Source organism: Kribbella antiqua, from assembly GCF_004345665.1.
In the GTDB taxonomy this organism is placed as follows: domain Bacteria; phylum Actinomycetota; class Actinomycetes; order Propionibacteriales; family Kribbellaceae; genus Kribbella; species Kribbella antiqua.
This window is the reverse complement of record NZ_SLWR01000002.1, coordinates 35,739-56,141: the sequence shown is the minus strand read 5'-3', so window position 1 is coordinate 56,141 and position 20,403 is coordinate 35,739. Positions and strand designations below refer to the sequence as shown.

The 20,403-nt window shown below is 67.9% G+C and carries 21 protein-coding genes; 9 read left to right on the top strand and 12 right to left on the bottom strand.

The features are described from left to right. Positions 1 to 6 precede the first annotated feature (6 nt). Both EV646_RS06340 and EV646_RS06335 read left to right on the top strand, forming a co-directional pair. The gene (locus EV646_RS06340; RefSeq protein WP_132144973.1) at positions 7 to 543 is read left to right on the top strand and encodes a GNAT family N-acetyltransferase; all 537 of its coding nucleotides are present in this window, start codon (positions 7 to 9) and stop codon (positions 541 to 543) included. A gap of 12 nt (positions 544 to 555) precedes the next feature. After that, entirely contained in the window at positions 556 to 1,110 is a 555-nt protein-coding gene (locus EV646_RS06335) for a P-loop nucleotide/nucleoside kinase family protein (RefSeq protein WP_132144971.1), read from the top strand. A gap of 1 nt (position 1,111) precedes the next feature. Here EV646_RS06335 and def read toward each other — a convergent pair whose 3' ends face one another. Beyond that, on the bottom strand, positions 1,112 to 1,717 hold the full coding sequence (gene def / locus EV646_RS06330) for a peptide deformylase (RefSeq protein WP_132144969.1): 606 nt from the start codon (positions 1,715 to 1,717) through the stop codon (positions 1,112 to 1,114). A 71-nt stretch (positions 1,718 to 1,788) separates the two neighbouring features. Next, complete coding sequence (locus tag EV646_RS06325; RefSeq protein ID WP_132144967.1) at positions 1,789 to 2,604, bottom strand: LLM class F420-dependent oxidoreductase; 816 nt, start codon at positions 2,602 to 2,604, stop codon at positions 1,789 to 1,791. Positions 2,605 to 2,768: 164 nt separating this feature from the next. Between EV646_RS06325 and EV646_RS06320 the strand changes: the two genes are divergently transcribed. Then, the gene (locus tag EV646_RS06320; protein ID WP_132144965.1) at positions 2,769 to 4,187 is read left to right on the top strand and encodes an AAA family ATPase; all 1,419 of its coding nucleotides are present in this window, start codon (positions 2,769 to 2,771) and stop codon (positions 4,185 to 4,187) included. Positions 4,188 to 4,433: 246 nt separating this feature from the next. Here EV646_RS06320 and EV646_RS06315 read toward each other — a convergent pair whose 3' ends face one another. Next, the gene (locus EV646_RS06315; protein WP_132144963.1) at positions 4,434 to 4,790 is read right to left on the bottom strand and encodes a winged helix-turn-helix transcriptional regulator; all 357 of its coding nucleotides are present in this window, start codon (positions 4,788 to 4,790) and stop codon (positions 4,434 to 4,436) included. An 83-nt stretch (positions 4,791 to 4,873) separates the two neighbouring features. Between EV646_RS06315 and EV646_RS06310 the strand changes: the two genes are divergently transcribed. Next, complete coding sequence (locus EV646_RS06310; protein ID WP_132144961.1) at positions 4,874 to 5,515, top strand: NADPH-dependent F420 reductase; 642 nt, start codon at positions 4,874 to 4,876, stop codon at positions 5,513 to 5,515. 54 nt (positions 5,516 to 5,569) lie between these two features. Then, positions 5,570 to 6,550 carry an SMP-30/gluconolactonase/LRE family protein gene (locus EV646_RS06305; RefSeq protein ID WP_132144959.1) on the top strand — a complete coding sequence of 327 codons (981 nt, stop codon included), beginning with the start codon at positions 5,570 to 5,572 and terminating at the stop codon, positions 6,548 to 6,550. Positions 6,551 to 6,556: 6 nt separating this feature from the next. Here EV646_RS06305 and EV646_RS06300 read toward each other — a convergent pair whose 3' ends face one another. From EV646_RS06300 to EV646_RS06290, 3 genes are all read right to left on the bottom strand, one after another. Continuing rightward, positions 6,557 to 7,153 (bottom strand): Uma2 family endonuclease, encoded by a 597-nt coding sequence (locus tag EV646_RS06300; RefSeq protein WP_132144957.1) that lies wholly within the window; start codon positions 7,151 to 7,153, stop codon positions 6,557 to 6,559. A gap of 97 nt (positions 7,154 to 7,250) precedes the next feature. Then, positions 7,251 to 8,033 (bottom strand): dioxygenase family protein, encoded by a 783-nt coding sequence (locus EV646_RS06295; RefSeq protein ID WP_241995456.1) that lies wholly within the window; start codon positions 8,031 to 8,033, stop codon positions 7,251 to 7,253. A gap of 67 nt (positions 8,034 to 8,100) precedes the next feature. After that, entirely contained in the window at positions 8,101 to 9,870 is a 1,770-nt protein-coding gene (locus tag EV646_RS06290) for a BCCT family transporter (RefSeq protein WP_132144955.1), read from the bottom strand. A gap of 125 nt (positions 9,871 to 9,995) precedes the next feature. Here EV646_RS06290 and EV646_RS06285 point away from each other — a divergent pair, with 125 nt between their 5' ends. Further along, a complete protein-coding gene (locus EV646_RS06285) occupies positions 9,996 to 10,850 on the top strand; it encodes an LLM class flavin-dependent oxidoreductase (protein WP_132144953.1) in 855 nt (284 codons plus the stop codon). Here EV646_RS06285 and EV646_RS06280 read toward each other — a convergent pair. After that, positions 10,831 to 11,316 (bottom strand): DUF6328 family protein, encoded by a 486-nt coding sequence (locus EV646_RS06280; RefSeq protein ID WP_132144951.1) that lies wholly within the window; start codon positions 11,314 to 11,316, stop codon positions 10,831 to 10,833. The two genes, EV646_RS06285 and EV646_RS06280, sit on opposite strands and share 20 nt — an antisense overlap. A 108-nt stretch (positions 11,317 to 11,424) precedes the next feature. Further along, positions 11,425 to 11,628: a cold-shock protein gene (locus EV646_RS06275; protein WP_012921273.1), complete on the bottom strand. Its 204-nt coding sequence runs from the start codon at positions 11,626 to 11,628 to the stop codon at positions 11,425 to 11,427. A gap of 484 nt (positions 11,629 to 12,112) precedes the next feature. Here EV646_RS06275 and EV646_RS06270 point away from each other — a divergent pair, with 484 nt between their 5' ends. Beyond that, positions 12,113 to 12,388 carry a protealysin inhibitor emfourin gene (locus EV646_RS06270; RefSeq protein ID WP_199236844.1) on the top strand — a complete coding sequence of 92 codons (276 nt, stop codon included), beginning with the start codon at positions 12,113 to 12,115 and terminating at the stop codon, positions 12,386 to 12,388. Here the strand turns inward: EV646_RS06270 and EV646_RS06265 are convergent. Further along, on the bottom strand, positions 12,385 to 13,146 hold the full coding sequence (locus tag EV646_RS06265; protein WP_132144949.1) for a fructosamine kinase family protein: 762 nt from the start codon (positions 13,144 to 13,146) through the stop codon (positions 12,385 to 12,387). The genes EV646_RS06270 and EV646_RS06265 overlap by 4 nt on opposite strands. Continuing rightward, positions 13,118 to 14,326, bottom strand: coding sequence for an MFS transporter (locus EV646_RS06260; RefSeq protein WP_132144947.1), 1,209 nt, complete (start codon positions 14,324 to 14,326; stop codon positions 13,118 to 13,120). The genes EV646_RS06265 and EV646_RS06260 overlap by 29 nt, the downstream gene beginning before the upstream one ends. Positions 14,327 to 14,377: 51 nt before the next feature. Between EV646_RS06260 and EV646_RS06255 the strand changes: the two genes are divergently transcribed. Both EV646_RS06255 and EV646_RS06250 read left to right on the top strand, forming a co-directional pair. Further along, positions 14,378 to 15,001 (top strand): CGNR zinc finger domain-containing protein, encoded by a 624-nt coding sequence (locus tag EV646_RS06255; RefSeq protein ID WP_158290906.1) that lies wholly within the window; start codon positions 14,378 to 14,380, stop codon positions 14,999 to 15,001. A gap of 189 nt (positions 15,002 to 15,190) precedes the next feature. Continuing rightward, a complete protein-coding gene (locus EV646_RS06250) occupies positions 15,191 to 15,607 on the top strand; it encodes a VOC family protein (RefSeq protein ID WP_132144943.1) in 417 nt (138 codons plus the stop codon). 167 nt (positions 15,608 to 15,774) lie between these two features. Here the strand turns inward: EV646_RS06250 and hrpA are convergent, their stop codons facing one another. Together hrpA and EV646_RS06240 are read right to left on the bottom strand one after the other, a co-directional pair. Then, entirely contained in the window at positions 15,775 to 19,704 is a 3,930-nt protein-coding gene (gene hrpA / locus EV646_RS06245; RefSeq protein ID WP_277875089.1) for an ATP-dependent RNA helicase HrpA, read from the bottom strand. 266 nt (positions 19,705 to 19,970) lie between these two features. Next, positions 19,971 to 20,375, bottom strand: coding sequence for a universal stress protein (locus EV646_RS06240; RefSeq protein ID WP_132144941.1), 405 nt, complete (start codon positions 20,373 to 20,375; stop codon positions 19,971 to 19,973). Between the last annotated feature and the right edge of the window lie 28 nt (positions 20,376 to 20,403).

Sequence of the window (20,403 nt, the reverse complement as noted above, 5' to 3'; positions counted from 1 at the left end):
GGAGTCATGCGTACGACGGAGCGCCTGGTCCTGCGGCCGTTTCGCGAAGAGGACCTGGCGCCCTGGGCCGCACTCAACGCGGACCCAGAGGTGACGGAGTTTCTCGGAGAGCCGCTCAACCGAGAGCAGTCCGACCAGATCGCGGCAGCCATCAACGCCAAGTACGAAGCCGACGGCTACGGCTTCCTCGCGATCGAGCGACGTTCGGACGGAGCGTTCCTCGGCGCCGGGGGATTGTCGCGCGAGCAGTGGTACCCGGATGACCTCGAGATCGGCTGGCGGCTGGCCCGCGGGTACTGGGGCCACGGCTACGCGACCGAGGCTGCGGCCTCCTGGCTCGAGCACGGCTTCACCAACCTGAACCTCCCGCGCATCATCGCCGTCACCGACACCCCGAACGCACGCAGCATCGCCGTCATGCGCCGCCTGGGCATGACCTTCGACCACACCGCCATGCTCGAAGAAGACGGCATCGAATTCGAAGCCACGATCTACTCCCTCACAGTCGACGCGTGGGGCGCGAAAACCAGTGGACGCGAGTGATTCGATGGGCGCATGCCGAAGGTAGTGCTGGTCACCGGGATGCAGGCGGCGGGGAAATCGACAGTTGCGCCGTTGTTGGCCGCGCGCCTTGGACCGCCGGCCGCGACTCTGGACGGTGATGTGTTTTATCGCGGCGTCGTAGCCGGAGCCGACCACATCACACCCGACCCGTCGCCTGAGGCTCTGCGCCAACTGGAGCTCCGCTACGAGGCCTCGGCTCTGATCGCCCAGCACTACGCCGACGCCGGGTTCGACTTCGTCTGCAGCGACAACATCTTCGAGCATTACGTCGATCAGTGGTTCGGGAAGCTGCATGACGTCGAGCCGCATCTGGTCATGCTGACGCCGTCCGTCGAGTCGGTCGTCGAACGCGAGCTGGCCCGCGGCGGCAGCAACTCCTACCGCGACTGGCAAGGCTCGTCCGACAGTCTCACCGATGCCGTTCGGGCCTTTCAGGTGTACGTCGACAACACCCCGCGCCGCGGCCTCTGGCTCGACACGACCGGTCAGACCCCGGAGCAGTCGGTCGACGCGATCCTCGCCGACCTGGACAAAGCTCGCTGGTAGGTCAGGTGGCCTGGGATTCCTCGTGGTGGCCTTCGTGGACGGCCATGGGGGAGACGGGCCAATCGGCCGGGTATTCGGGGGCGAACTCCTCGGCCTCGGCGAAGAGGCGCTTGCGGTACTTGCGGGAGAGGCGGTCGCCGAAGACGGTGCCCTGGGTGTGGTCGGTCTCGTGCTGGAGGCAGCGGGCGAGCAGACCGGTCCCTTCGTAGGAGACCGGCTCGCCGTGCTGGTCGACGCCGGTGACCCGGGCGAAGTCGGGGCGGACGCACTTGGTGAAGGCGCCCGGCAACGACAGGCAGCCTTCGTCGCCCTCGTCGAGGCGGCGGTCCTTGCCCTCGGGCAGGTGGATCACCGGGTTGCAGACGACGCCCTGGACGTGGTTGCCGTCGGCGTCCGGGCAGTCGAACACGAACACCTGCAGATCCACGCCGACCTGGTTCGCCGCCAGACCGACACCTTCGGCCGCGATCATCGTCGCGACCATGTCGGCGACCAGCGTCTGCAACTCGTCACCGAAGTCCGTGACAGGCTGGTTGAGCCGGTGCATGACATCTTCACCCCACCGGGTGATGGGCCGCACCGAACCGTTCGCAGGCAACGTAGACATGCCCGAAATCCTATCGGGCCACGGTCCACGGTGATCAGGTGGTGCCGGGCGGTCCGGCACCACCTGGACGACTACTTGTTGTTGATCTCGTCCCGCCAGGCGACCCACTCGCGGAGCAGGCCCAGGTCGTAGTTCGGGCCGGAGGAGTGCACCGTGAACAGCCGGGTGCCGACGTCGAGCAGCTTCTTGCCGACCTCCTCGGGCTTCTTGTCGCCGACGCCCACCGAGCGCTCGATCTCGCCCGGGTCGCGGCCGATCGTCTTGCAGTGCTCGTCCAGTACGGCGTGCTTGTGCGCGATCGTCTCCGCGTCGCCGAAGCCGTGCCAGATGTTGGCGTGCTGCGCGACGAGCTTCAGCGTCTTCTTCTCGCCGCCGCCACCGATCAGCACCGGGATGTCCCGCGTCGGCTGCGGGTTGAGCTTCGCCCAGCGCCGCTCGATCCGCGGCAGTGCCTCGCCGAGGGCGTCGAGGCGGCCGCCCGCCGTACCGAATTCGTAGCCGTACTCGTCGTAGTCCTTCTCGAACCAGCCCGAGCCGATGCCGAAGATCAGCCGGCCGTCGCTGATGTGGTCGACCGTGCGCGCCATGTCGGCGAGCAGGTCGGGGTTGCGGTAGGAGTTACAGGTGACCAGGGCGCCGAACTCGATCCGCTCGGTCGCCTCGGCCCAGGCGGCGAGCATTGTCCAGCACTCGAAGTGCAGGCCCTCCGGCTCACCGGACAGGGGATAGAAGTGATCCCAGTTGAACGCCACGTCGACGCCGATCTCTTCGGCCGCGGCGACGGTCCGCCGGATGTCGGCGTACTGGGCGTGCTGGGGCTGGATCTGCAGGCCGATCCGTACCGGGAAGGCGGCGTACGGACGGTCGGTGGACTCGGAATCTGTCATGAGGACGATCCTATCCGGCGTTGCGGAGGACCCTCCGGATCAGCCCGGTATCCGAACAGCGGAGCCCGCAACTTTCCAGCCGTGCCGCTGCCTGACACCTGAGTCCGCCATGCTGGGGCGTACCAGCCGCTGCGGAGCGGTCACGGGCCAAGCAGGGGGTAGCTATGTCCGAGCCGGAAGAGATCGACGAGTTCGCCCGGCTGTTCACCGGATTCCTGGAGCGAATGCAGCAGCACAAGCAAGGAGCGCCTCGGGAGAACCTGCGCGACCGGCTGCGTGATCATCTCGGTGTCGATCCTGAGCAAGTGCCAGTGGTCGCGGCGAGCTTTCCGGCGTACGACTTGCCGAATGTGCAGCTCGCGATCGAGGCGTGGTTCGACGAGTACGACGTGATCGGTGTGATGGGGTCAAACCGAGGTCACCACTCGCTCGGCGAGCTGCTCGAGATGGCGCAGTACGGCGGGTTCGGCATCGGCGCGGTCGACTACCAGCGGCTGCAGGTCGACGTCGACGAGGAGATGGAGTGCGTCGCGTTCGGGTTCTACCTCGGCGTCCAGGGCAGTGAGCGGTACGTCGCTCTGCTGCGTGCCGCCAATCCGCAGTACGGGCGGGGGGCGGTCGAGCTCGAGGTGCTCGCTGTCGGCGGAGCCGATCGGTTCCTCGGGGCACTGCCGGAGCTGATCCGGGAGCACAACGTGTTCCGGCGGAAGGTGGTGTCGTTCGAGGGGCATGACTTCGGGCCCGGCGTCGGGCCGTTCCGGTTGCATCCTCGGCCCGGGGTGACGCGCGAGGACGTCGTACTGCCGGACGGTGTGCTGGAGCGGGTCGAGCGTGAGGTGATCGGGATCGCCGAGCACCGGGAGACGTTGCTGGAGGCCGGCCAGCATTTGCGCCGCGGTGTGCTGCTCTATGGGCCGCCTGGGACTGGGAAGACGCACACCGTGCGGTATCTGCTGTCGCGGCTGCCGGAGTTCACCGTCGTACTGCTGGCGGGGACGAGTATCGGCTTCATCTCGCAGGCTTGTGCGCTGGCCCGGATGCTGCAGCCGGCGCTCGTCGTACTGGAGGACTGCGACCTAGTGGCGGAGGCACGGGACTTCTCGCGCGGCATGGAGCACCCGCTGCTGTTCCAGGTGCTGAACGAGATGGACGGTCTCGCAGAGGACGCCGATGTCGCGTTCCTGCTGACCACCAACCGCGCCGACATCCTCGAGCCGGCCCTCATGCAACGCCCCGGCCGCGTCGACCTCGCTGTGGAGATCCCCCTCCCAGACGCTCCCGGCCGCGCCCGCCTGCTGGACCTCTACGGCCCCGGCCTGTCCCTGCCGCCCGAAGTCGTCGACGACGTCGTTACCCAAACCGAAGGCACGACAGCCTCCTTCATGAAGGAGCTGGTACGACGAACCGTCCTGCTGGCCGCCGAATCGGGAGCACCCCCAGCCGCGGACCACCTGCAAACCGCAGTCACCGAACTCCTCTCCTCCCGAGACGCCCTGACCCGCCGCCTCCTAGGCGCCACCAACGGCGACGTCCCGAACTACCGCCCAGGTCCACCCCCCATGCCCGGCATCTACCCCGGCTGATCGAAGTAGATCGCCACCAGGGGACATTTGGACAGGAGGTGTCTGCGTTTGGCAGCCGGACCTACGCTCACGCGACCGGCCGTCACCTGGTCAGTGGGGGCATACGTCCTGTCGATCTGCACAGGCCCGGGGGCGTCTGAGCGGTTTGGGGAGTCTGGCCTGCCGAAACAGGTGGGTGGCGCTCCCCGGACAAGAACCGGCGGAGCAGCCAGGAATACCGGCCGGAGTCGGGCCTGCCGGCTGGGGTTAGGCGGTGGAGGTGTTGGGGGAGTGCTGGGCGTCGAGGACTGTGTTGGCGTGTTCGGCTGCCCAGTCGCCCAGGGCGTTGATGGGGATCAGGAGGTCGCGGCCTGGGGTCGTGAGTGAGTATTCGACGCGTGGTGGCGCCTCGGCGTAGCGGCGGCGCTCCACCAAGCCGTTGTACTCGAGGCGGCGGAGGGTTTCGGTGAGGACCTTCTGGCTGATACCGCCGATCTGCTTGCGCAGCTCACCTGGTCGTGCCGGGCCGTCGGCCAGCGCGTACAGCACGACCATCGGCCAGCGCCCGCTGATCAGCTCGACGGCGATCCGGGCCTGGCAGTCTGAGAAGAACCTCGGCTCCATCCGTCCATTGTGCCCGGCCCGTTACACACCGGAAGGTGCCCAACGAACCGCCTACTGTCTCCGGCAAGCGAAAGGAGCAGCACATGCGAATCGGAATCCTGGGCAACGGTTTGATGGCCGAGTCCCTGGGCGGGCAGTGGGCGAGACGTGGGTACGACGTGATGATCGGCGGCCGCGATCCAAACCGGGCCGGCGACCTCGCCCAGCGCATCGGCGCGACGGCCGGAACGTTGCAGGAGGCAACGACGTACGGCGAGGTGCTGCTCCTCGCGGTGCCGGCGGAGGTGGCTGTGGACACGCTGACGGCGATCGACGTTCCACCCGGCCGGACGCTGATCGACTGCACGAACTCGGTGAACCAGCAGGACTTCAGCCTGGACGAGCCCGTGATGGCCGAGAGCATCAGCCGGGCGGTGCCACAGGCGCACGTGGTGAAGGCGTTCAACCTTGCGCCTGACGCAGTCTGGCGCGGCGCGCCACACGAGTTCGAGGGTGCGCCAATGGGCGTGCCGATCTGTGGCGACGATCCCGGCGCCATGTCGCAGGTCGCCGTACTGGTGAAGGACCTCGGGTGTGAGCCGGTGGTGGCCGGTGGCCTGGCGCGAGCGCGGTTGCTGGAAGCAACCGCGGCGTTCGTGATCGGGGTGTGGGTAGCGGGCGGCGATGTGCGGGCGCTGTTCCCACCGGTGGCTGCTGCATTCGGGGCGGTAAGGCCGGGTGAGTGATGCCGCACGCACGGGCGGTTACACGACAAGGGGGTGCGCGCTAGGGTCGGCGGCATGAAGTCGAGGATTGCGCCGGTGCGGTGGACGCCGCCTGCCGCGCCGCCGAGCCGGCAGCCGAACAGCATCGAGGTCGAGACGGTCGCGTTGCCGGGGAAGGGGCCCGAGGACGCGCTCATCGATGACGACGGGAGTGTGCTGACCGGGCTCGTCGACGGGCGGATTCTCCGCGTGAGTGCGGACGGAAGGACGATCACGACGCTCGCCGACACCGGCGGGCGGCCGCTCGGGCTGGAGTGGTTGCCGGACGGGAAGGTGCTGATCTGTGACGCGAACCGCGGCCTGTTGACGCTGGACAAGGCCGGACGGATCGCGACGTTGCTCTCTGAGGTCGACGGCCGGCCGATGCGGTTCTGCAACAACGCGGACGTGACCCCGGACGGGACGATCTACTTCACCGACTCGTCCACGCGCTTCGGTGTCGACGAGTGGATGGCGGACCTGCTCGAGCACTCGGCGACCGGGAGTGTTTATCGCCTGACGCCGGACGGGGAACTGACCCGCCTGGCCACGGGCCGCGCGTTCCCGAACGGCGTGGCGCTGAGCGGCGACCGTCGTACTCTCTTCTGGGCCGAGTCCGCGACGTACGGCCTCTACAAACTCGACCTCACCACCGACGGCGCCGAGCCGGAACTGGTAGCCGAGATCCCCGGCCTGCCGGACAACATCGCCCGCGGCTCCGACGGGCTGATCTGGGTGACGATCGGCTCACCGCGCAACGCGTTGCTGGACTTCCTGCTGCCGAAGCAGCCGTTCCTCCGCACGATCGTCTGGCGCCTGCCCGAGGCACTCAAGCCGAAGGCGGCCGACGTCATCGAGATCCAGGCGTACGACGACAACGGCACGCTGATCCACGATCTACGCGGCCACCACCCGAACTTCCACATGCCCACCGGAGTCCGCGAGCGCGACGGCCACGTCTGGCTGGGCAGCATCGGCACCAGCGCGCTTGCGACCTTCCGCACGCCGGAGCGGTGACTCGGCTCAGCGAGGTTCGAGGAGCTCGGCTGGGTCGAACGAGAATGCGAACGGCTCGGTCGTCTCGAGCGTCTGGCCGGCGAGGGCGTGTGCATGCCGGACGTACTTGCCCTCTGCGAGGCGGAGAAGTTCGATCAGCACATCATCGGTCCGAATCTCGACATGCATGTAGTACGGGATTCCCACGCCGGCGCAGATCTCCGGCTTGTCGATGCGGTCCCGGTGATAGGAGGACGGAGAGCTGATTCCGATCGGGCACAGGACCTGTTCGGCCTCGATCCAGGTCTGCTGCCGTACATGCCGGTGCAGAATCACCAGGTCGGGCTCGATCCATCCACTGAGCCCGGTGCGGACATTCAACGCCGAATAGACCGCGTGCCCTGCCGCATGTGCGTGGGGGTGCAACACGGCGATGAGCGTGGCGGTTGCCCAACTGTTCGCGCTGCCCTCGCGTGGACTCATCCTCAGCCTTCCCGCCGCGGCCTCGTACCGCGTCGGCGGCATGCCGTCGATGGGCAGGTAGCGGTGTGCCAGCTCAACGGTCCACAGTCCGTCGAGATCAATCAACGGATCGAACGGATGCTCCGGTGCAGTGGCTGCCATCCCTGCCTCCTCTCGTCAGCAGAATCATACGGAGCGTCGCGAGCGCCGGATGGGACGCGCAGTCAGGCTGTGGACAAACTGACTGGTGTCGAGAGCGTCAGCCGATCTTCCAGGAGCGTTTCGACAGGCCGTACCAGAAGCCGTCCACGACGGTGTCAGCTGAGCGGAGGTTGTCCTCGGAGGCGCCCAGCGTGACGAACAACGGGGCGAAGTGTTCGGTGCGAGGGTGGGCGATGTTGGCGGCGGGGGCCTTGTGGAGGAAGTCGATCAGGGAGTCGACGTCCTGGGCCTCGAGCATCCGCTTCGTCCACTCGTCGAACTCGATCGACCAGGCCGGGGCGGGCGCGTCGGCGGCGGCGCCGAGGTTCATCTCGCGCAGGTTGTGGGTGGTGAATCCGCTGCCGACGATCAGCACGCCCTGCTCACGCAGCGGCGCCAGCTTCTGACCGATGCGGAACAGCTCGGCCGGGTCCAGCGTCGGCATCGACACCTGAAGCACCGGAGTGTCCGCGTCCGGGTACATCTCCTTCAGCGGCACGTAGGCGCCGTGATCCAGTCCGCGGGACGGGTCGTCGTACACCGGAGTGGCGGGGGAGTGCAGCAACTTCCGCACCTGTGAAGCCAGCTCGGGTGCGCCGGGGGCGTCATACGTCACCTGGTAGTAGCGCTCCGGGAAGCCCCAGAAGTCGTAGAGCAGCGGCACGGTCTCGGTCGCGCCGAGGGTGAGCGGCGCGGCCTCCCAGTGCGCCGACACGATCAGGATCGCGGTCGGTCGCTTCATCCCGGCGGACACCGCCGCCAGCTCGGCCGTCCACAGACGGTCGTCGGCCAGCGGCGGTGCGCCATGGCTCAGGTACAGCACCGGCATCTGCTCGGACATGGGTTCCACCTCTCGGAAGTCTTGCTTCTTCCAATGTAGTTGAACCCTCAATTTATTCCTAGTCCGATCAGAGCTCGAGTTTGGGCGGTGGCACCTCCCCGCGCTCCTGCGGTGAGTCCGGTACGTCGGTCCCGGCGTCGTGCCCGTTCCCCGCAACGACCAGGGAGAAGTCGTCGCCGTGGTTGCTGACTCCTTCGATCACCGCAGCCTCGACCGCCTCCGAGCCGATCGCGTGCCGCAGCATCAGCGGATCCGTGCGCAGGTCCTTCGCCAGCGCGACCGCCAGCCCGACCATCACCAGCGCGAACGGCAGCGCGGCGACGATGGTCAGGTTCTGCAACCCTTGCAACGCCTCGGCACCGCCACCGCCGACGAGCAGCATCACTGCCGCGACGCCTCCGGTCAGCACGCCCCAGAAGATCACCACCGGCGTCCGGGGCTCGATCGCACCACGCTCCGACAGCGTCCCCATCACGATCGACGCCGCGTCCGCGCCGGACACGAAGAAGATCGCGACCAGTACGACGACCAGGATCGTGGTCACCGACGACAGCGGGATGTGGTCGAGCATGCCGAAGAGCTGGCCCTCCGTGGTCGACTGCCCGGCGATGTCGACGCCGTTGCGTTGCAGGTTGATCGCCGCACCGCCGAAGACGCAGAACCACACCAGGCTCACGAGCGACGGCACCAGCAGTACGCCGGTGACGAACTGGCGGATGGTCCGCCCGCGGCTGATCCGCGCGATGAACATCCCGACGAACGGCGTCCAGGAGATCCACCAGGCCCAGTAGAAGACGGTCCAGCCGGACAGCCACTTGGCCATCGCGTCGCCGCCGCTCGCCTCGGTCCGGGCGGCCATCTCGGCCAGGTCGCGGAAGTAGTCGCCGATCGCGGTCGGCACCAGGTTGAGGATCAGTACGGTCGGTCCGACGACGAAGACGAACACCGCGAGTACGACGGCCAGAACCATGTTGATGTTGGACAGCCATTGGATGCCCTTGGCAACACCGGACACTGCCGACGCGACAAACGCGACGGTCAGTACGGCGATGACGCCGACCAGCAACCCGTTGCCGGTCTTGTCCAGCCAGCCGAGGATCTGTACGCCGGAGCCGATCTGCAACGCGCCCAGTCCGAGCGAGGCAGCCGAGCCGAACAGGGTCGCGAAGATCGCGAGGCCGTCGATCAGCTTGCCGATCGGTCCTTCGGTACGACGACCGAGCAGCGGCGCGAAGGCGGAGCTGATCAACTGCGAGCGGCCGCGCCGGAAGGTGCCGTAGGCAATCGCGATGCCGACGACGGCGTAGATCGCCCACGGGTGCAGGGTCCAGTGGAACAGGGTGGTCGCCATCGCGGTCTCGAGGGCCGCGGACGAGTTGGCCTGGACGGTTCCGGGCGGTGGGCTGGTGAAGTGCGCGAGCGGTTCGCTCACGCCGTAGAACATCAGGCCGATGCCCATGCCGGCGCTGAACATCATCGCCACCCAGGACACGGTCTTGAACTCGGGCTCCTCGTCGTCGGCGCCGAGCGGGATCCGCCCGTACCGGCCGGCCGCCAGCCAGATCACGTAGACGACGAAGCCGGAGGCCAGCAGGACGAAGAGCCAGCCGGTGTTCTGCTCGACCCAGCCGAGGGCCGAGGTGGACGCCGTACCAAGACCGGTGGCGTCGGCGAAGCCCCAGGCGACGAAGGCCAGGGCGATGACCGCGGTGACGCCGAAGACGACGCGGTCGAGTCCGGAACCGCGACTTCGGCTGCCGGGTGGTGGGGGTGCTGCGATTGCTGGATGTTGTGCGTGGTCGGGGTTCGTGCTCGGGCTGTCGATATCGATGGCCACAGATGAATCACGCCTCGCTTCGGCGCGCCTCCGTTTCGGTTTGGTCGGGGGAACTGCCGTACGACCGTGCCGAAGTTTGTGCCGAAACGCAACAATCGTGGTTTGGGTCACGTTAGGGTGCGGCCATGCGCTTCGGCATCACGATCCTTCCCGAGTACCGCTGGCCGGAGGCCGCGCCGCGATGGCGGCGGGCCGAGGAGCTCGGGTTCGACCATGCGTGGACGTACGACCACCTGACCTGGAGTGGTCTGCAGGATGCACCGTGGTTCGGCACGACGCCGACGCTGACCGCGGCCGCGCTGGTCACGTCGACGATCAAGCTCGGCACCTTCGTGACCTCGCCGAACTTCCGGCACCCACTCGCCCTGACCCGCGACATCCTGGCGATCGACGACGTGTCGAACGGACGGTTCCTCTGCGGCGTCGGCTCGGGCGGCAGCATCGACGCGACGATCCAGGGCGGCGAGGCGCTGAGCCCGCGGCAGAAGGTGGACCGGTTCGCGGAGTTCGTCGTACTGCTGGACGAACTGCTGACGACGGATCACGTGGACTTCAAGGGGGAGTACTTCGAGACGCGCAACGGCCGGACGCTGCCGGGCTGCGTGCAGCAGCCGCGGGTGCCGTTCATCATGGCCGCGAACGGACCGCGCTCATTGAAGCTGGCAACCAAGTACGGCGCGGGCTGGCTGACGACGGGTGGCGAGTCGGACGACTACGAGTCGTGGCTCGGATCCGTCGCCGAGCTGAGTCGCCGGCTGGACGATGTCGTCGAGGACCGCCCCTTCGACCGCTATCTGTCGGTCGACTCGGTCCACTACTGCCTGAGCAGCGCCGAGGCGTTCGAGGACGTGGTCGGCCGGGCCGCCGAGCTCGGCTTTACCGACGTGATCACGCACTGGCCGCGAGCCGAGGGCGTGTACGCCGGCTCCGAGGACGTGCTCGAGAACGTGGCGGCCGACGTCATCCCCCGTTGGCGTTAGCGCGGACCCAGGCCGGGATCACGTACCAGAAGACCGTGAACCAGACCGCGACTACCGCTGTGACGATGATGGCGACAGCGCGGGAGAGTACGACGTCCACCGCCAGCAGGACACCGCCGGCCATCGCGACGACCAGGAAGACCAGGCCGGCGGAGGCCATCTTGCCGGCGATGGGCAGCATCCGGTCGCGGAGCTTGTGCTGGTAGACGACCCGGTGGAACGAGACCGGCGCCAGGAACAGGCCGACCGCGAGTGCGGAGGCCACCAGGGTTCCGGCGTACACGTCGTGGGTGAAGGTGTCCGCGTCCTGGAACTTGGCCTGGAAGGCGATGCTCAGCAGGAAGGCGAACAGGATCTGGGTCCCGGTCTGCGCCAGCCGCAGCTCCTGGAGCAGCTCGTTCCAGTGCCGGTCGAGCCGTTCACCCGCGTCTTCCTGCGGACGGCTGTACCGCTCACTGTCTGTCATCCTCCACCTCCCGGCTACGCCTCAGGTACCCAGACAGCGAAAGAGCCGCACACCGTTGCCGGTGTGCGGCTCCTTCGATTCAGTTTCGAGAAGGGTGACCTGATGAGATCAGATCGGGCGGATGTTCTCCGCCTGCAGGCCCTTCTGGCCCTGGGTGATCTCGAACTCGACGCGCTGGTTCTCGTCCAGCGAACGGAAGCCCGAGGTCTGGATGGCCGAGTAGTGGGCGAACACGTCCGCGCCACCGTCGTCCGGGGTGATGAAGCCGAAGCCCTTGTCAGCGTTGAACCACTTGACAGTACCGACAGCCATTTGTGTCTATCTCCTTGATGGCTTGTAACAAACCGCGACCCACACCTCATGAGCCACGTGTCGCCGAAAGGCCCCAGAAGACAGAACCGGCCATGCAGCACAGCGAAAGTCAGTGGGAGTCCAAAAGTGCAACGCGATAACTGTAGCCGATCTGCGGCCTCGCGCTAGGGGTGACCACGAACACGTGTCGCTAATAGTCGCCGCCTGCCACGCTCCGTGTCCGGCCCGAAACTCGAATGACCGGACTGGCCGGGGCATCCCCGGCCAGGCCCTGGGCAACCGAAATCCCGCGCCGACCTGCTCGTTCGTCTGTACGGCGCTCGCCGCGGCTCGGTCGTGGACACCGCCGAGCCGGGCAGATCGACCGGTACGCCGGGTGATGATCGCTCGAAGCTGATCGAATTTTCCGGCGTGTCGCGCGGCTCTGGACATTCGTTGCACAGCACGCAATGGTGGCCGTACGACGCCCCAGCAGGAGGATCGGTTGATCGTCACAGTGACGCGCAGCGGCGGTTTCGCCGGCCTGATGGCCCACGGCGAGCTCGACACCACCGCCGAACCCGACAGCGACCGCCTCGAGGCCGCGCTGACCGCACTCGACCCCGGCCGCCTCGGCTCGGGCCGCCCGCAACCCGACCGGTACGTCTACCGTCTCGAGGTCCGGGACGCCCCGGACGCGGAGCCGACTCACCTGACCGTCGCCGAGCAGGACCTCGACGAGACCACCGCCTGGCTCCTCGACCGCGTCCTCCAGAGCTAGCTGTAGCTGCGAGCCGCAGCCAGCGCCTGTGCCACGTAGCCGCCGCCGAACAGCACGACGTGGACCAGCAGCGGATGCAGGCGGTGCAGCCCCACCCGGTGGCGCCACTCGGCAGCCAGCGGATGCGCCTCGTCGTACGCGCGCAGGACCCGGTCCAACTCGGGTAGGCCGAAGAGGCCGAGCATGGCGAGGTCTGTCTCACGGTGGCCACCGTGCGCCGCTGGATCGATCAGGTGTACGCCCTCCGGACACCACATGACGTTGCCGGACCAGAGGTCACCGTGGATGCGGCTCGGCGGCTCCGACGGGTCGTCGTACGCTCCGGCCTCCAGGCGGACGCACACCTTCTCGAACACCTGCAGTTGGTGGCTGTCGAGCGTGCCCTGGTTGTAGGCGGCCCGCAGGTACGGCTGGAGCCGCAGGTTCGCGTAGAACTCGCCCCACGACTTGACCGGGTCCAGAGCGTGTGGCAGGGCGGCATCGCCGATGTAGCCGTCGACGTCCCACCCGTCCGGCGGTACGCCGAAGTGCCGGGCACCGGCGTCGTGAGTCACCGCCAGCCGCCGCCCGAACTCCTCGGCGGCGGCTCCAGTCGGTGCAGCAGCTTCCAGCCGCGTCGTACTCAGGTGGCTGGGGGAGACGTCGACGGGCTCTGCGACTGGCACTCCACCCGGTACGGCGAGCCAGCGCAGCCCCGCGGCCTCCACCTCGAAGAACCCGCGCGGCGCGTCATGCCGCCTCTTCACAAAGACAGCCATCCCCGCACTCTTCCACCTCCGGGCGGCGACGAGCCAGCACCGGCTCGTCGGCCGTCATCGCCATCAGAGCCACCACCGCCAGCAGGCCGCCGACCAGCGCCACACTCCGCACGCCGGTGTTGTCGAGCAGTCCACCACCGATGAACGCACCTGCGGCGATCCCCACGTTGAACGCGGAGTTGGTGCCCGCCGACGCGAGGTCCGTGCTACCGGGTGCCACCTGCAGCGTTCTGCTCAGTACGGCGACCGCCAGCCCGCTGAAGGCCATCCCAGCGAGGGCAACGAGCAGCACTGCGGCCACCGGCTGGTGTCCGACCGCATAGAGGCCGAAGAGCGCGAAACAGATCACCGACAGCGGCAGGACGACAGCGGACCACGGGTCCCGGTCCAGCAACCGGCCAATGAGCAGAGTCCCCGTCAGGCCGCCCACTCCGCTGGCCAGAAGGATCGGACCGAGCGCATCGGACGTGAAGCCGCTGACATCCAGCAGGAAGGGCGTCACGTAGGTGTTGAAGGTCAGGAAGCCAGCCACCCCGAGGGCCGTGCTGGCGACGAGTACGGCGTACCGGCGAACGGAAGGAGCGATGCCACGGTCAGCCGCGACCTCCCGTACGTCGACGCGCGGCAGCAGCCTCGCTACGCCAAGACACGTCGCGCCTCCGACCACGGCCATGAGGGCGAACGGCACACGCCACCCGGCCCACTCGCCGAGCCAAGTGCCGAGCGGTATGCCGATCACCGGACCGAGCGCGGAGCCGATCGAGAGTCTCGCGACCACTCGGCCACGGACCGCCGGCGGGAACAACCCGGTCGCGATCGGGAAGATGATCGACCAGAAGAGCGCGTGGGACAGCGCCGTGAGCAGTCGGCCGACCAGCAGCACCTCGTACGTCGGTGCCAGCGCGGAGACGGCGGCTCCGACGGCCATCAGGCCCAGTGTGGCGCCGAGGACGAGCTGGCGGGGGAGCCCGAGCGTCAGCCGGGCCAGCGGGATTGCCGCCAGTACGACGATCACGGCGTACCCCGTGACGAGGAGACCGATATCGGAGCGGGAGCGATGCAGGTCGGCGGCGATCACGGTCAGCAGGCCGATCGGCAGGACTTCGACGGTCACGTAGGAGAACGTGCCGACGCCGAGCGTGACCAGCGCGGCGTGGGGTTTGCGGGACGTGAGAAACATGACGTCACCTGCGATTCCAGTAAAGAAGCTTATGGTGGTAGCATCTCACGTATGACCGAGGACCGCAATGAGGTATTCCGCATCGTCGGCGGGCATCCCGCACTCGAGCTGGTGAACACGGTGTCGCCGCGCGTGGCCGGCGGCGTGGACGACGAGCTCGACTACATTCCGGTCCCCGCGGAGCTGCTGGCGTGGACCCGGCGTACGGGGTTACTCAACGACGCTGAGGTGGCCGCTGTGACTGCGGCGTGGAGCAGTGCGCCGGGCACGGCCGAGCAGGCGCTGCATGCGACCGTGGAGATTCGCGAAGCCGTCTACGCCGTACTGAGCCGAAGTGGCGAATCTCCTGCTGCGCTTGAGCTTCTGACGCTCCGATGGTCGGCAGCCGCGGCTCGCTCGGTGCTGGTGCCCGGCGGTGCCGTCGCCGAGCTTGTGGTCGGTACCTCGCCGGCGTCGATGATCCCGGATCGGCTGGTGACGGCTGCGGTCGAGTTGCTGCGGACGGTCGATCTGCGGCAGTTGCGCGCGTGCCCGATCGACGAGGGCGGCTGCGGTTGGCTGTTCCTCGACAAGAGCCGCAACGGGTCGCGCCGCTGGTGCTCGATGGAGGACTGCGGTACGCGCGCCAAGATCCGGAAGCTCAGCGAACGCCGCAGGTCTGCTACTACTGACTGATAATTTTACTGGTACACAATGCCGCCGATCACCGTCCGCGACGAGCTGACCGGTCAACAAGGCGTGTCGAAAGATGCGAACTGTCGGGCGGACCTGTCATCGTAGGCGGCCGGGCCTTCTGACCGGGATGGGCCTGGCCGTGCCTGCCCCCGACAGGGGCAGGTGGATGAAACCGAAGTTGGAGGATAGATGACGCAGGTGGCAGAGCAGCCGGGCAGTACTGCCGGGCGGCTCGGCTCGGTGGTGCTGGATTGCCCGGACCCACTCGAGCTCGCCCAGTTCTACTCGGGGCTGCTGGGGCTGGAGATCGACGAGAACGGCGATGACGACTGGCGGAGCCTGACCGGCCCCGGCTCGTCGCTCGGCTTCTCGACGCTGGCCTTCCGCCGCTCCGAGGACTACATGCCGGCCACCTGGCCCGGCATCGAAGCGCAGGATCTCCATCTCGACCTGATCGTCGAGGACCTTGCCAGCGGTCACGCGAGTGTGACCGCCCTCGGCGCCGAACCGCTCGACCCCCTGGACCCACCACCCGCCGAGAACGCCCGTGGCTGGCGGATCTACGCCGACCCAGCGGGCCACCCCTTCAGGATCTGCCTGGAGTAGAACGCAGCGGCGCCCGCCCCAGGGCGGGCGCCGCATTTTCAGACCCAGTCGCCGCTTCCCGAGAAGGGGAAGTGGCGATTTTCGTCGTACCGGGGTCGTGGCTGGCAGCTGTTGTCTCCCCCGCGAGTTCCGCCGCGGCTCCCAACGCGCGTTCGTCCCCCGACGAGTCAGGCCTGCTGTAGTGCTTTGCGGATGCGTTTTTCCGAGACCGGGTACGGCGTGCCGAGGGTTTGGGCGAAGAGGCTGATCCGGAGTTCCTCGAGCATCCAGCGGACTTCGAGGAGCTCGGGGCTGGGGTATTTGCCCGTCGGTACGGCGTTCAGCCGGGCGCGGTACTCGTCGTCGAGCGTCTGGATGATCGCCATCCCGGAACGGTCCCGCATCGCGTTGGCGCCGATCTTGTCCAGCCGCTGCTCGATCCCGCGCAGGTAGCGGACCAGATCCGGTAGACGCTGCGCACCGGTCTCGGTGATGAAGCCGCGGTGGACCAGCCCCTCGAGTTGGCCGCGGACGTCGGACAACGCGGCGAGCAGCGCCGGGCTGGATGCCCGGGAGATCTGCTTGTCGACCGTACGCGCGTGAGTCAGCACCTGCTCGACCTGCCGGAGGATCGTCAGGACCGTGTCCGCGAGCTCCGAGCGTACGGCGTCCCGGAGTACGGAGAAGGCGGTCAGGTTCCAGGCCGGGCCATGCGCCGCAGCCATCAGTTGGTCGACGGCCGCGGCGATCGCGTCGTCGAGCAGTTCGCCGACGTTGCGGTGCGGGCCTGCCATCAGCGTCATCTTCTGCTGATTGGTCAGGTTCCGCTGGACCACGTCGATCACCGACGGCATGGTGAGCAGCAGGAGCCGGCGGGTGCCGTTCCACATCGCGGCCGCCTGATCGCGTTCGGTCTCCTGGAGCCGGATCGCGACGGTCTTGCCTTCGTCGACGAGCGCCGGGTAACCCGCGACGGTGAGGCCGTTGCGGTGCTCGGAGAAGCTGCGCGGGAGGTCGCCGAACGTCCAGTCGGTGAGGCCGGATCGTTCCAGGCCACTCACCGCCTTCGACGCCACCTGGGAGATCGCGGCCGTGGTCTTCGGCTTGAGCCGCTGCTTCAACGCGGCGAGATCCTTGCCCTCGGCCACGGTCTTGCCCTTGTCGTCGATCACGCGGAACGTCATCCGCAGGTGCTCCGGGACGCGGGTCCAGTCCCAGTCCGACGGCTCGATCAGCACGTCGCGGAGGTTGCGCAGCTCACGGGCCAACGCGTCGGTCAGCGGACCGGAGGCCGGGTCGAGCCGGGGGAGGACCTGCCGGGCGTGGTCCGGGGCCGGCACGATGTTGCGCCTGGTTGCTTTCGGCAACGACTTGATCAGGGTGGTGACGAGGTCCTCGCGGAAGCCGGGCACGCTCCACTCGAAACCGTCCGCGCTGACCTGGTTCAGCACCAGCAGCGGGATGTGCACGGTCACGCCGTCGGCGTCGGTGCCGGGCTCGAAGGCATAGGTCAGGTCGAAGGTCATCCCGTTCTGTTTCCAGGTGAGCGGGAACTCCTCTTCCTTGACCTCCGCACCTTCGCGGACCACCAGCGACCGCTCGAAGTCGAGCAGGTCGTGGTCACGCTGGCGTGCTGTCTTCCACCAGGTGTCGAAGTGGCGACCGGTGACGACCTCCGCGCCGATCCGTTCGTCGTAGAAGGCGAACAGCGTCTCGTCGTCGACCAGCAGGTCGCGGCGCCGGGTGCGTTCCTCCAGCTCCTCGACTTCCTCGATCAGCTTGCGGTTCTCGTGGAAGAACTTGTGGTGGGTGTCCCAGTCGCCCTCGACCAGCGCGTGCCGGATGAAGAGTTCGCGCGAGACCTCGGGATCGACCTTGCCGTAGTTGACCTTGCGCCGGGCAACGATCGGTACGCCGTACAGGGTGACCTTCTCGTAGGCCATCACCGCGCCGGCCTTGCGTTCCCAGTGCGGTTCGGAGTACGTGCGTTTGATCAGGTGCTGGGCGAGGTCCTCGGCCCACTCCGGCTCGATCTTGGCGTTGACGCGCGCCCAGAGCCGGGAGGTTTCGACGAGCTCGGCGGCCATCACGAACTGCGGCGGCTTCTTGAACAGGCCGGAGCCGGGGAAGATGGCGAACTTGGTGCCGCGGGCACCGAGGTACTGGTGCTGGTTGGCCGGGTCCTTCATGCCGAGATGGCTCAGCAGTCCGGACATCAGCGAGACGTGCACGGTCTGCGGATCGGCCGGCTCGCCGCTGTTGAGGGTGACGCCGATCTGCGACGCGACCTGGCGGAGCTGGGCGAAGATGTCCTGCCACTCGCGGACGCGGAGATAGTTCAGGTACTCGCTGCGGCACATCCGGCGGAACTGGTTGCCGGACAGCTCCTTCTGCTGCTTCTTCAGGTAGTTCCAGAGGTTGAGGTAGCCGAGGAAGTCGCTGTTCGGGTCGCGGAAGCGGGCGTGCGCCTGCTGTGCCTGGGCCTCGGCGTCGGTCGGGCGCTCGCGCGGGTCCTGAATGGACAGCGCGGCGGCGATCACCATCACCTCGCGGACACAGCCGTGCTTGTCCGCCTCGACGATCATCCGGGCCAGCCGCGGATCCAGCGGAATCTGGGCGAGTTGGCGGCCGACCGGGGTCAGACGGCCGGCCTTCTCGATGGCACCGAGCTCGGTGAGGAGCTGCAGGCCGTCGGTGATACTGCGCTTGTCCGGCTCGTCGATGAACGGGAATGCGGCGATGTCGCCGAGGCCGATCGCGGTCATCTGCAGGATGACGGAGGCGAGATTGGTGCGCAGGATCTCGGGGTCGGTGAACTCCGGCCGGCTCTCGAAGTGCTCCTCGGAGTACAGCCGGATGCAGATGCCGTCGCTGGTCCGGCCGCAGCGGCCCTTGCGCTGGTTCGCGCTCGCCTGCGAGACCGGCTCGATCGGGAGGTGCTGGACCTTGGTGCGATGGCTGTAGCGCGAGATCCGCGCCGTACCGGGGTCGATGACGTACTTGATGCCGGGGACGGTCAGCGAGGTTTCGGCGACGTTGGTGGCGAGGACGATCCGGCGGCCCCCGTGTGGTTGGAAGACGCGGTGTTGCTCGGCGTTTGACAGGCGGGCGTAGAGCGGCAGTACTTCGACGGCGCCGGGCCGGCCGCGCTGTGCGGCGTACTTGTCGTTGAGTGCGTCCGCGGTGTCGCGGATCTCGCGCTCGCCGCTGAGGAACACCAGTACGTCGCCGGACGCCTCGTACTCGAGCTCGTCGACGGCGTCCAGGATCGCCTGGGTCTGGTCCCGGTCGATCGTGCTCGGGTCGTCGGGGTCGTTGATCGGGCGGTACCGCACCTCGACCGGATAGGTCCGGCCGGAGACCTCGACGATGGGCGCCGGAGTGCCCTCGGCGTCCGCGAAGTGCTCGGCGAAGCGCTCTGGGTCGATGGTCGCCGAGGTGATGATCACCTTGAGGTCGGGGCGGCGGGGGAGCAGGCGCTTGAGGTAGCCGAGGATGAAGTCGATGTTGAGGCTGCGCTCGTGCGCCTCGTCGATGATGAGCGTGTCGTACCGGGTCAGGTCGCGGTCGCGCTGCAGCTCGTTCAGCAGGATGCCGTCGGTCATCAGCTTCACCAGCGAGCGTTCGCTCACCTTGTCGGTGAAGCGCACCGCGAAGCCGATGGTGTCGCCGAGCTCGGTCCCGAGCTCTTCCGCGATCCGCTCCGCGACCGTCCGGGCCGCCAGCCGCCGCGGCTGCGTGTGCCCGATCATGCCCTGGACTCCGCGGCCCAGCTCGAGACAGATCTTCGGAATCTGCGTCGTCTTCCCGGATCCCGTCTCGCCCGCGACCACAACCACCTGGTGATCCCGGATCGCGGCCGCGATCTCGTCCTTCAGTTGGCTGACCGGCAACTCTTCCGGATACGTGATCTCCGGTACGGCGAGCCGCCGCAACTCCACCCGTCGCTCAGCCTGCTCGACCGCGCCGAGCACGCTCTGCAGCGCCTGAGCCCGCTTCCGCTCTTCCTTGGTACTACGAACCCGCTCCAGCCGCCGGCCGATCTGCTCCCGGTCGGACCCCATCAACCCTTCAAGCCGAGGCAACAGCTCGGCGAGGGTAGGGTCGTCCGTCGCCACTTGCACGGCTCCCGACGACGGCTTCCTGCCGCGGCGGCGAGGCCGGCGGCTGCGCGCGGCGGGGTCCTGGACGGGACCGGGGGCTGGGGTGGGACTCGACGACTCGGTCCGGGCATCAGGCATAACCAGACCAGTTTAGGCGGCGACGCCCAACCACTCACCTGGGTTTAGCGGACCGCCAGGCCATCAAACCCGCTCCGCGCCACCTCGCCTCAGGCGCGCCGTCCCCGGACGGCGCCGATTGTGATGGCTTGGGCGTCCGCACCTCACTCGTGCCGGGAAGGCGCCTTGACGGCGAGGACCGGAACGGGAGACTCCAGCAGGACGCGCTGGGCGGTGCTGCCGAGGATGAGTTTGCCGACGGGGCTGCGGCGGCGGAGGCCGAGGACGATGAGGGTGACGTCTTCGGCGGCGGCTGCCTTGAGGAGTTCGCCGGCGACGTCGCCGGTGCCGACGGCCTGCTGGATGTTCACCTCGACGCCGCGGTCGCGAAGCCTGGCCTGGGCCGCGGCGAGCTCCTCCTCGTTGGCGTAGCGGGCGTCGATGTAGGCGTCGCCGCGGCTGGTGTTGAGCAGCAGCACGGACGCCCCACGCAGCTCGGCCTCGGCGGCAGCCGCGGTCAGCGCGGCCTCACCCTCGGGAGTTGGCACATAACCGACCAGGATCTTCACGGGCTCCACTCTCCCATCCTGCGTTCCC

Coding starts and splice junctions, on each gene's coding strand:
- EV646_RS06255 (WP_158290906.1), top strand. CDS start 14,378: ATGACCGAGGACCGCAATGAGGTATTCCGCATCGTCGGCGGGCATCCC.
- EV646_RS06295 (WP_241995456.1), bottom strand. CDS start 8,033: ATGTCCGAGCAGATGCCGGTGCTGTACCTGAGCCATGGCGCACCGCCG.
- EV646_RS06320 (WP_132144965.1), top strand. CDS start 2,769: ATGTCCGAGCCGGAAGAGATCGACGAGTTCGCCCGGCTGTTCACCGGA.
- EV646_RS06315 (WP_132144963.1), bottom strand. CDS start 4,790: ATGGAGCCGAGGTTCTTCTCAGACTGCCAGGCCCGGATCGCCGTCGAG.
- EV646_RS06300 (WP_132144957.1), bottom strand. CDS start 7,153: ATGGCAGCCACTGCACCGGAGCATCCGTTCGATCCGTTGATTGATCTC.
- EV646_RS06280 (WP_132144951.1), bottom strand. CDS start 11,316: ATGACAGACAGTGAGCGGTACAGCCGTCCGCAGGAAGACGCGGGTGAA.
- EV646_RS06285 (WP_132144953.1), top strand. CDS start 9,996: ATGCGCTTCGGCATCACGATCCTTCCCGAGTACCGCTGGCCGGAGGCC.
- EV646_RS06265 (WP_132144949.1), bottom strand. CDS start 13,146: ATGGCTGTCTTTGTGAAGAGGCGGCATGACGCGCCGCGCGGGTTCTTC.
- EV646_RS06310 (WP_132144961.1), top strand. CDS start 4,874: ATGCGAATCGGAATCCTGGGCAACGGTTTGATGGCCGAGTCCCTGGGC.
- def (WP_132144969.1), bottom strand. CDS start 1,717: ATGTCTACGTTGCCTGCGAACGGTTCGGTGCGGCCCATCACCCGGTGG.
- EV646_RS06340 (WP_132144973.1), top strand. CDS start 7: ATGCGTACGACGGAGCGCCTGGTCCTGCGGCCGTTTCGCGAAGAGGAC.
- EV646_RS06335 (WP_132144971.1), top strand. CDS start 556: ATGCCGAAGGTAGTGCTGGTCACCGGGATGCAGGCGGCGGGGAAATCG.
- EV646_RS06275 (WP_012921273.1), bottom strand. CDS start 11,628: ATGGCTGTCGGTACTGTCAAGTGGTTCAACGCTGACAAGGGCTTCGGC.
- EV646_RS06250 (WP_132144943.1), top strand. CDS start 15,191: ATGACGCAGGTGGCAGAGCAGCCGGGCAGTACTGCCGGGCGGCTCGGC.
- EV646_RS06305 (WP_132144959.1), top strand. CDS start 5,570: ATGAAGTCGAGGATTGCGCCGGTGCGGTGGACGCCGCCTGCCGCGCCG.
- EV646_RS06325 (WP_132144967.1), bottom strand. CDS start 2,604: ATGACAGATTCCGAGTCCACCGACCGTCCGTACGCCGCCTTCCCGGTA.
- EV646_RS06260 (WP_132144947.1), bottom strand. CDS start 14,326: ATGTTTCTCACGTCCCGCAAACCCCACGCCGCGCTGGTCACGCTCGGC.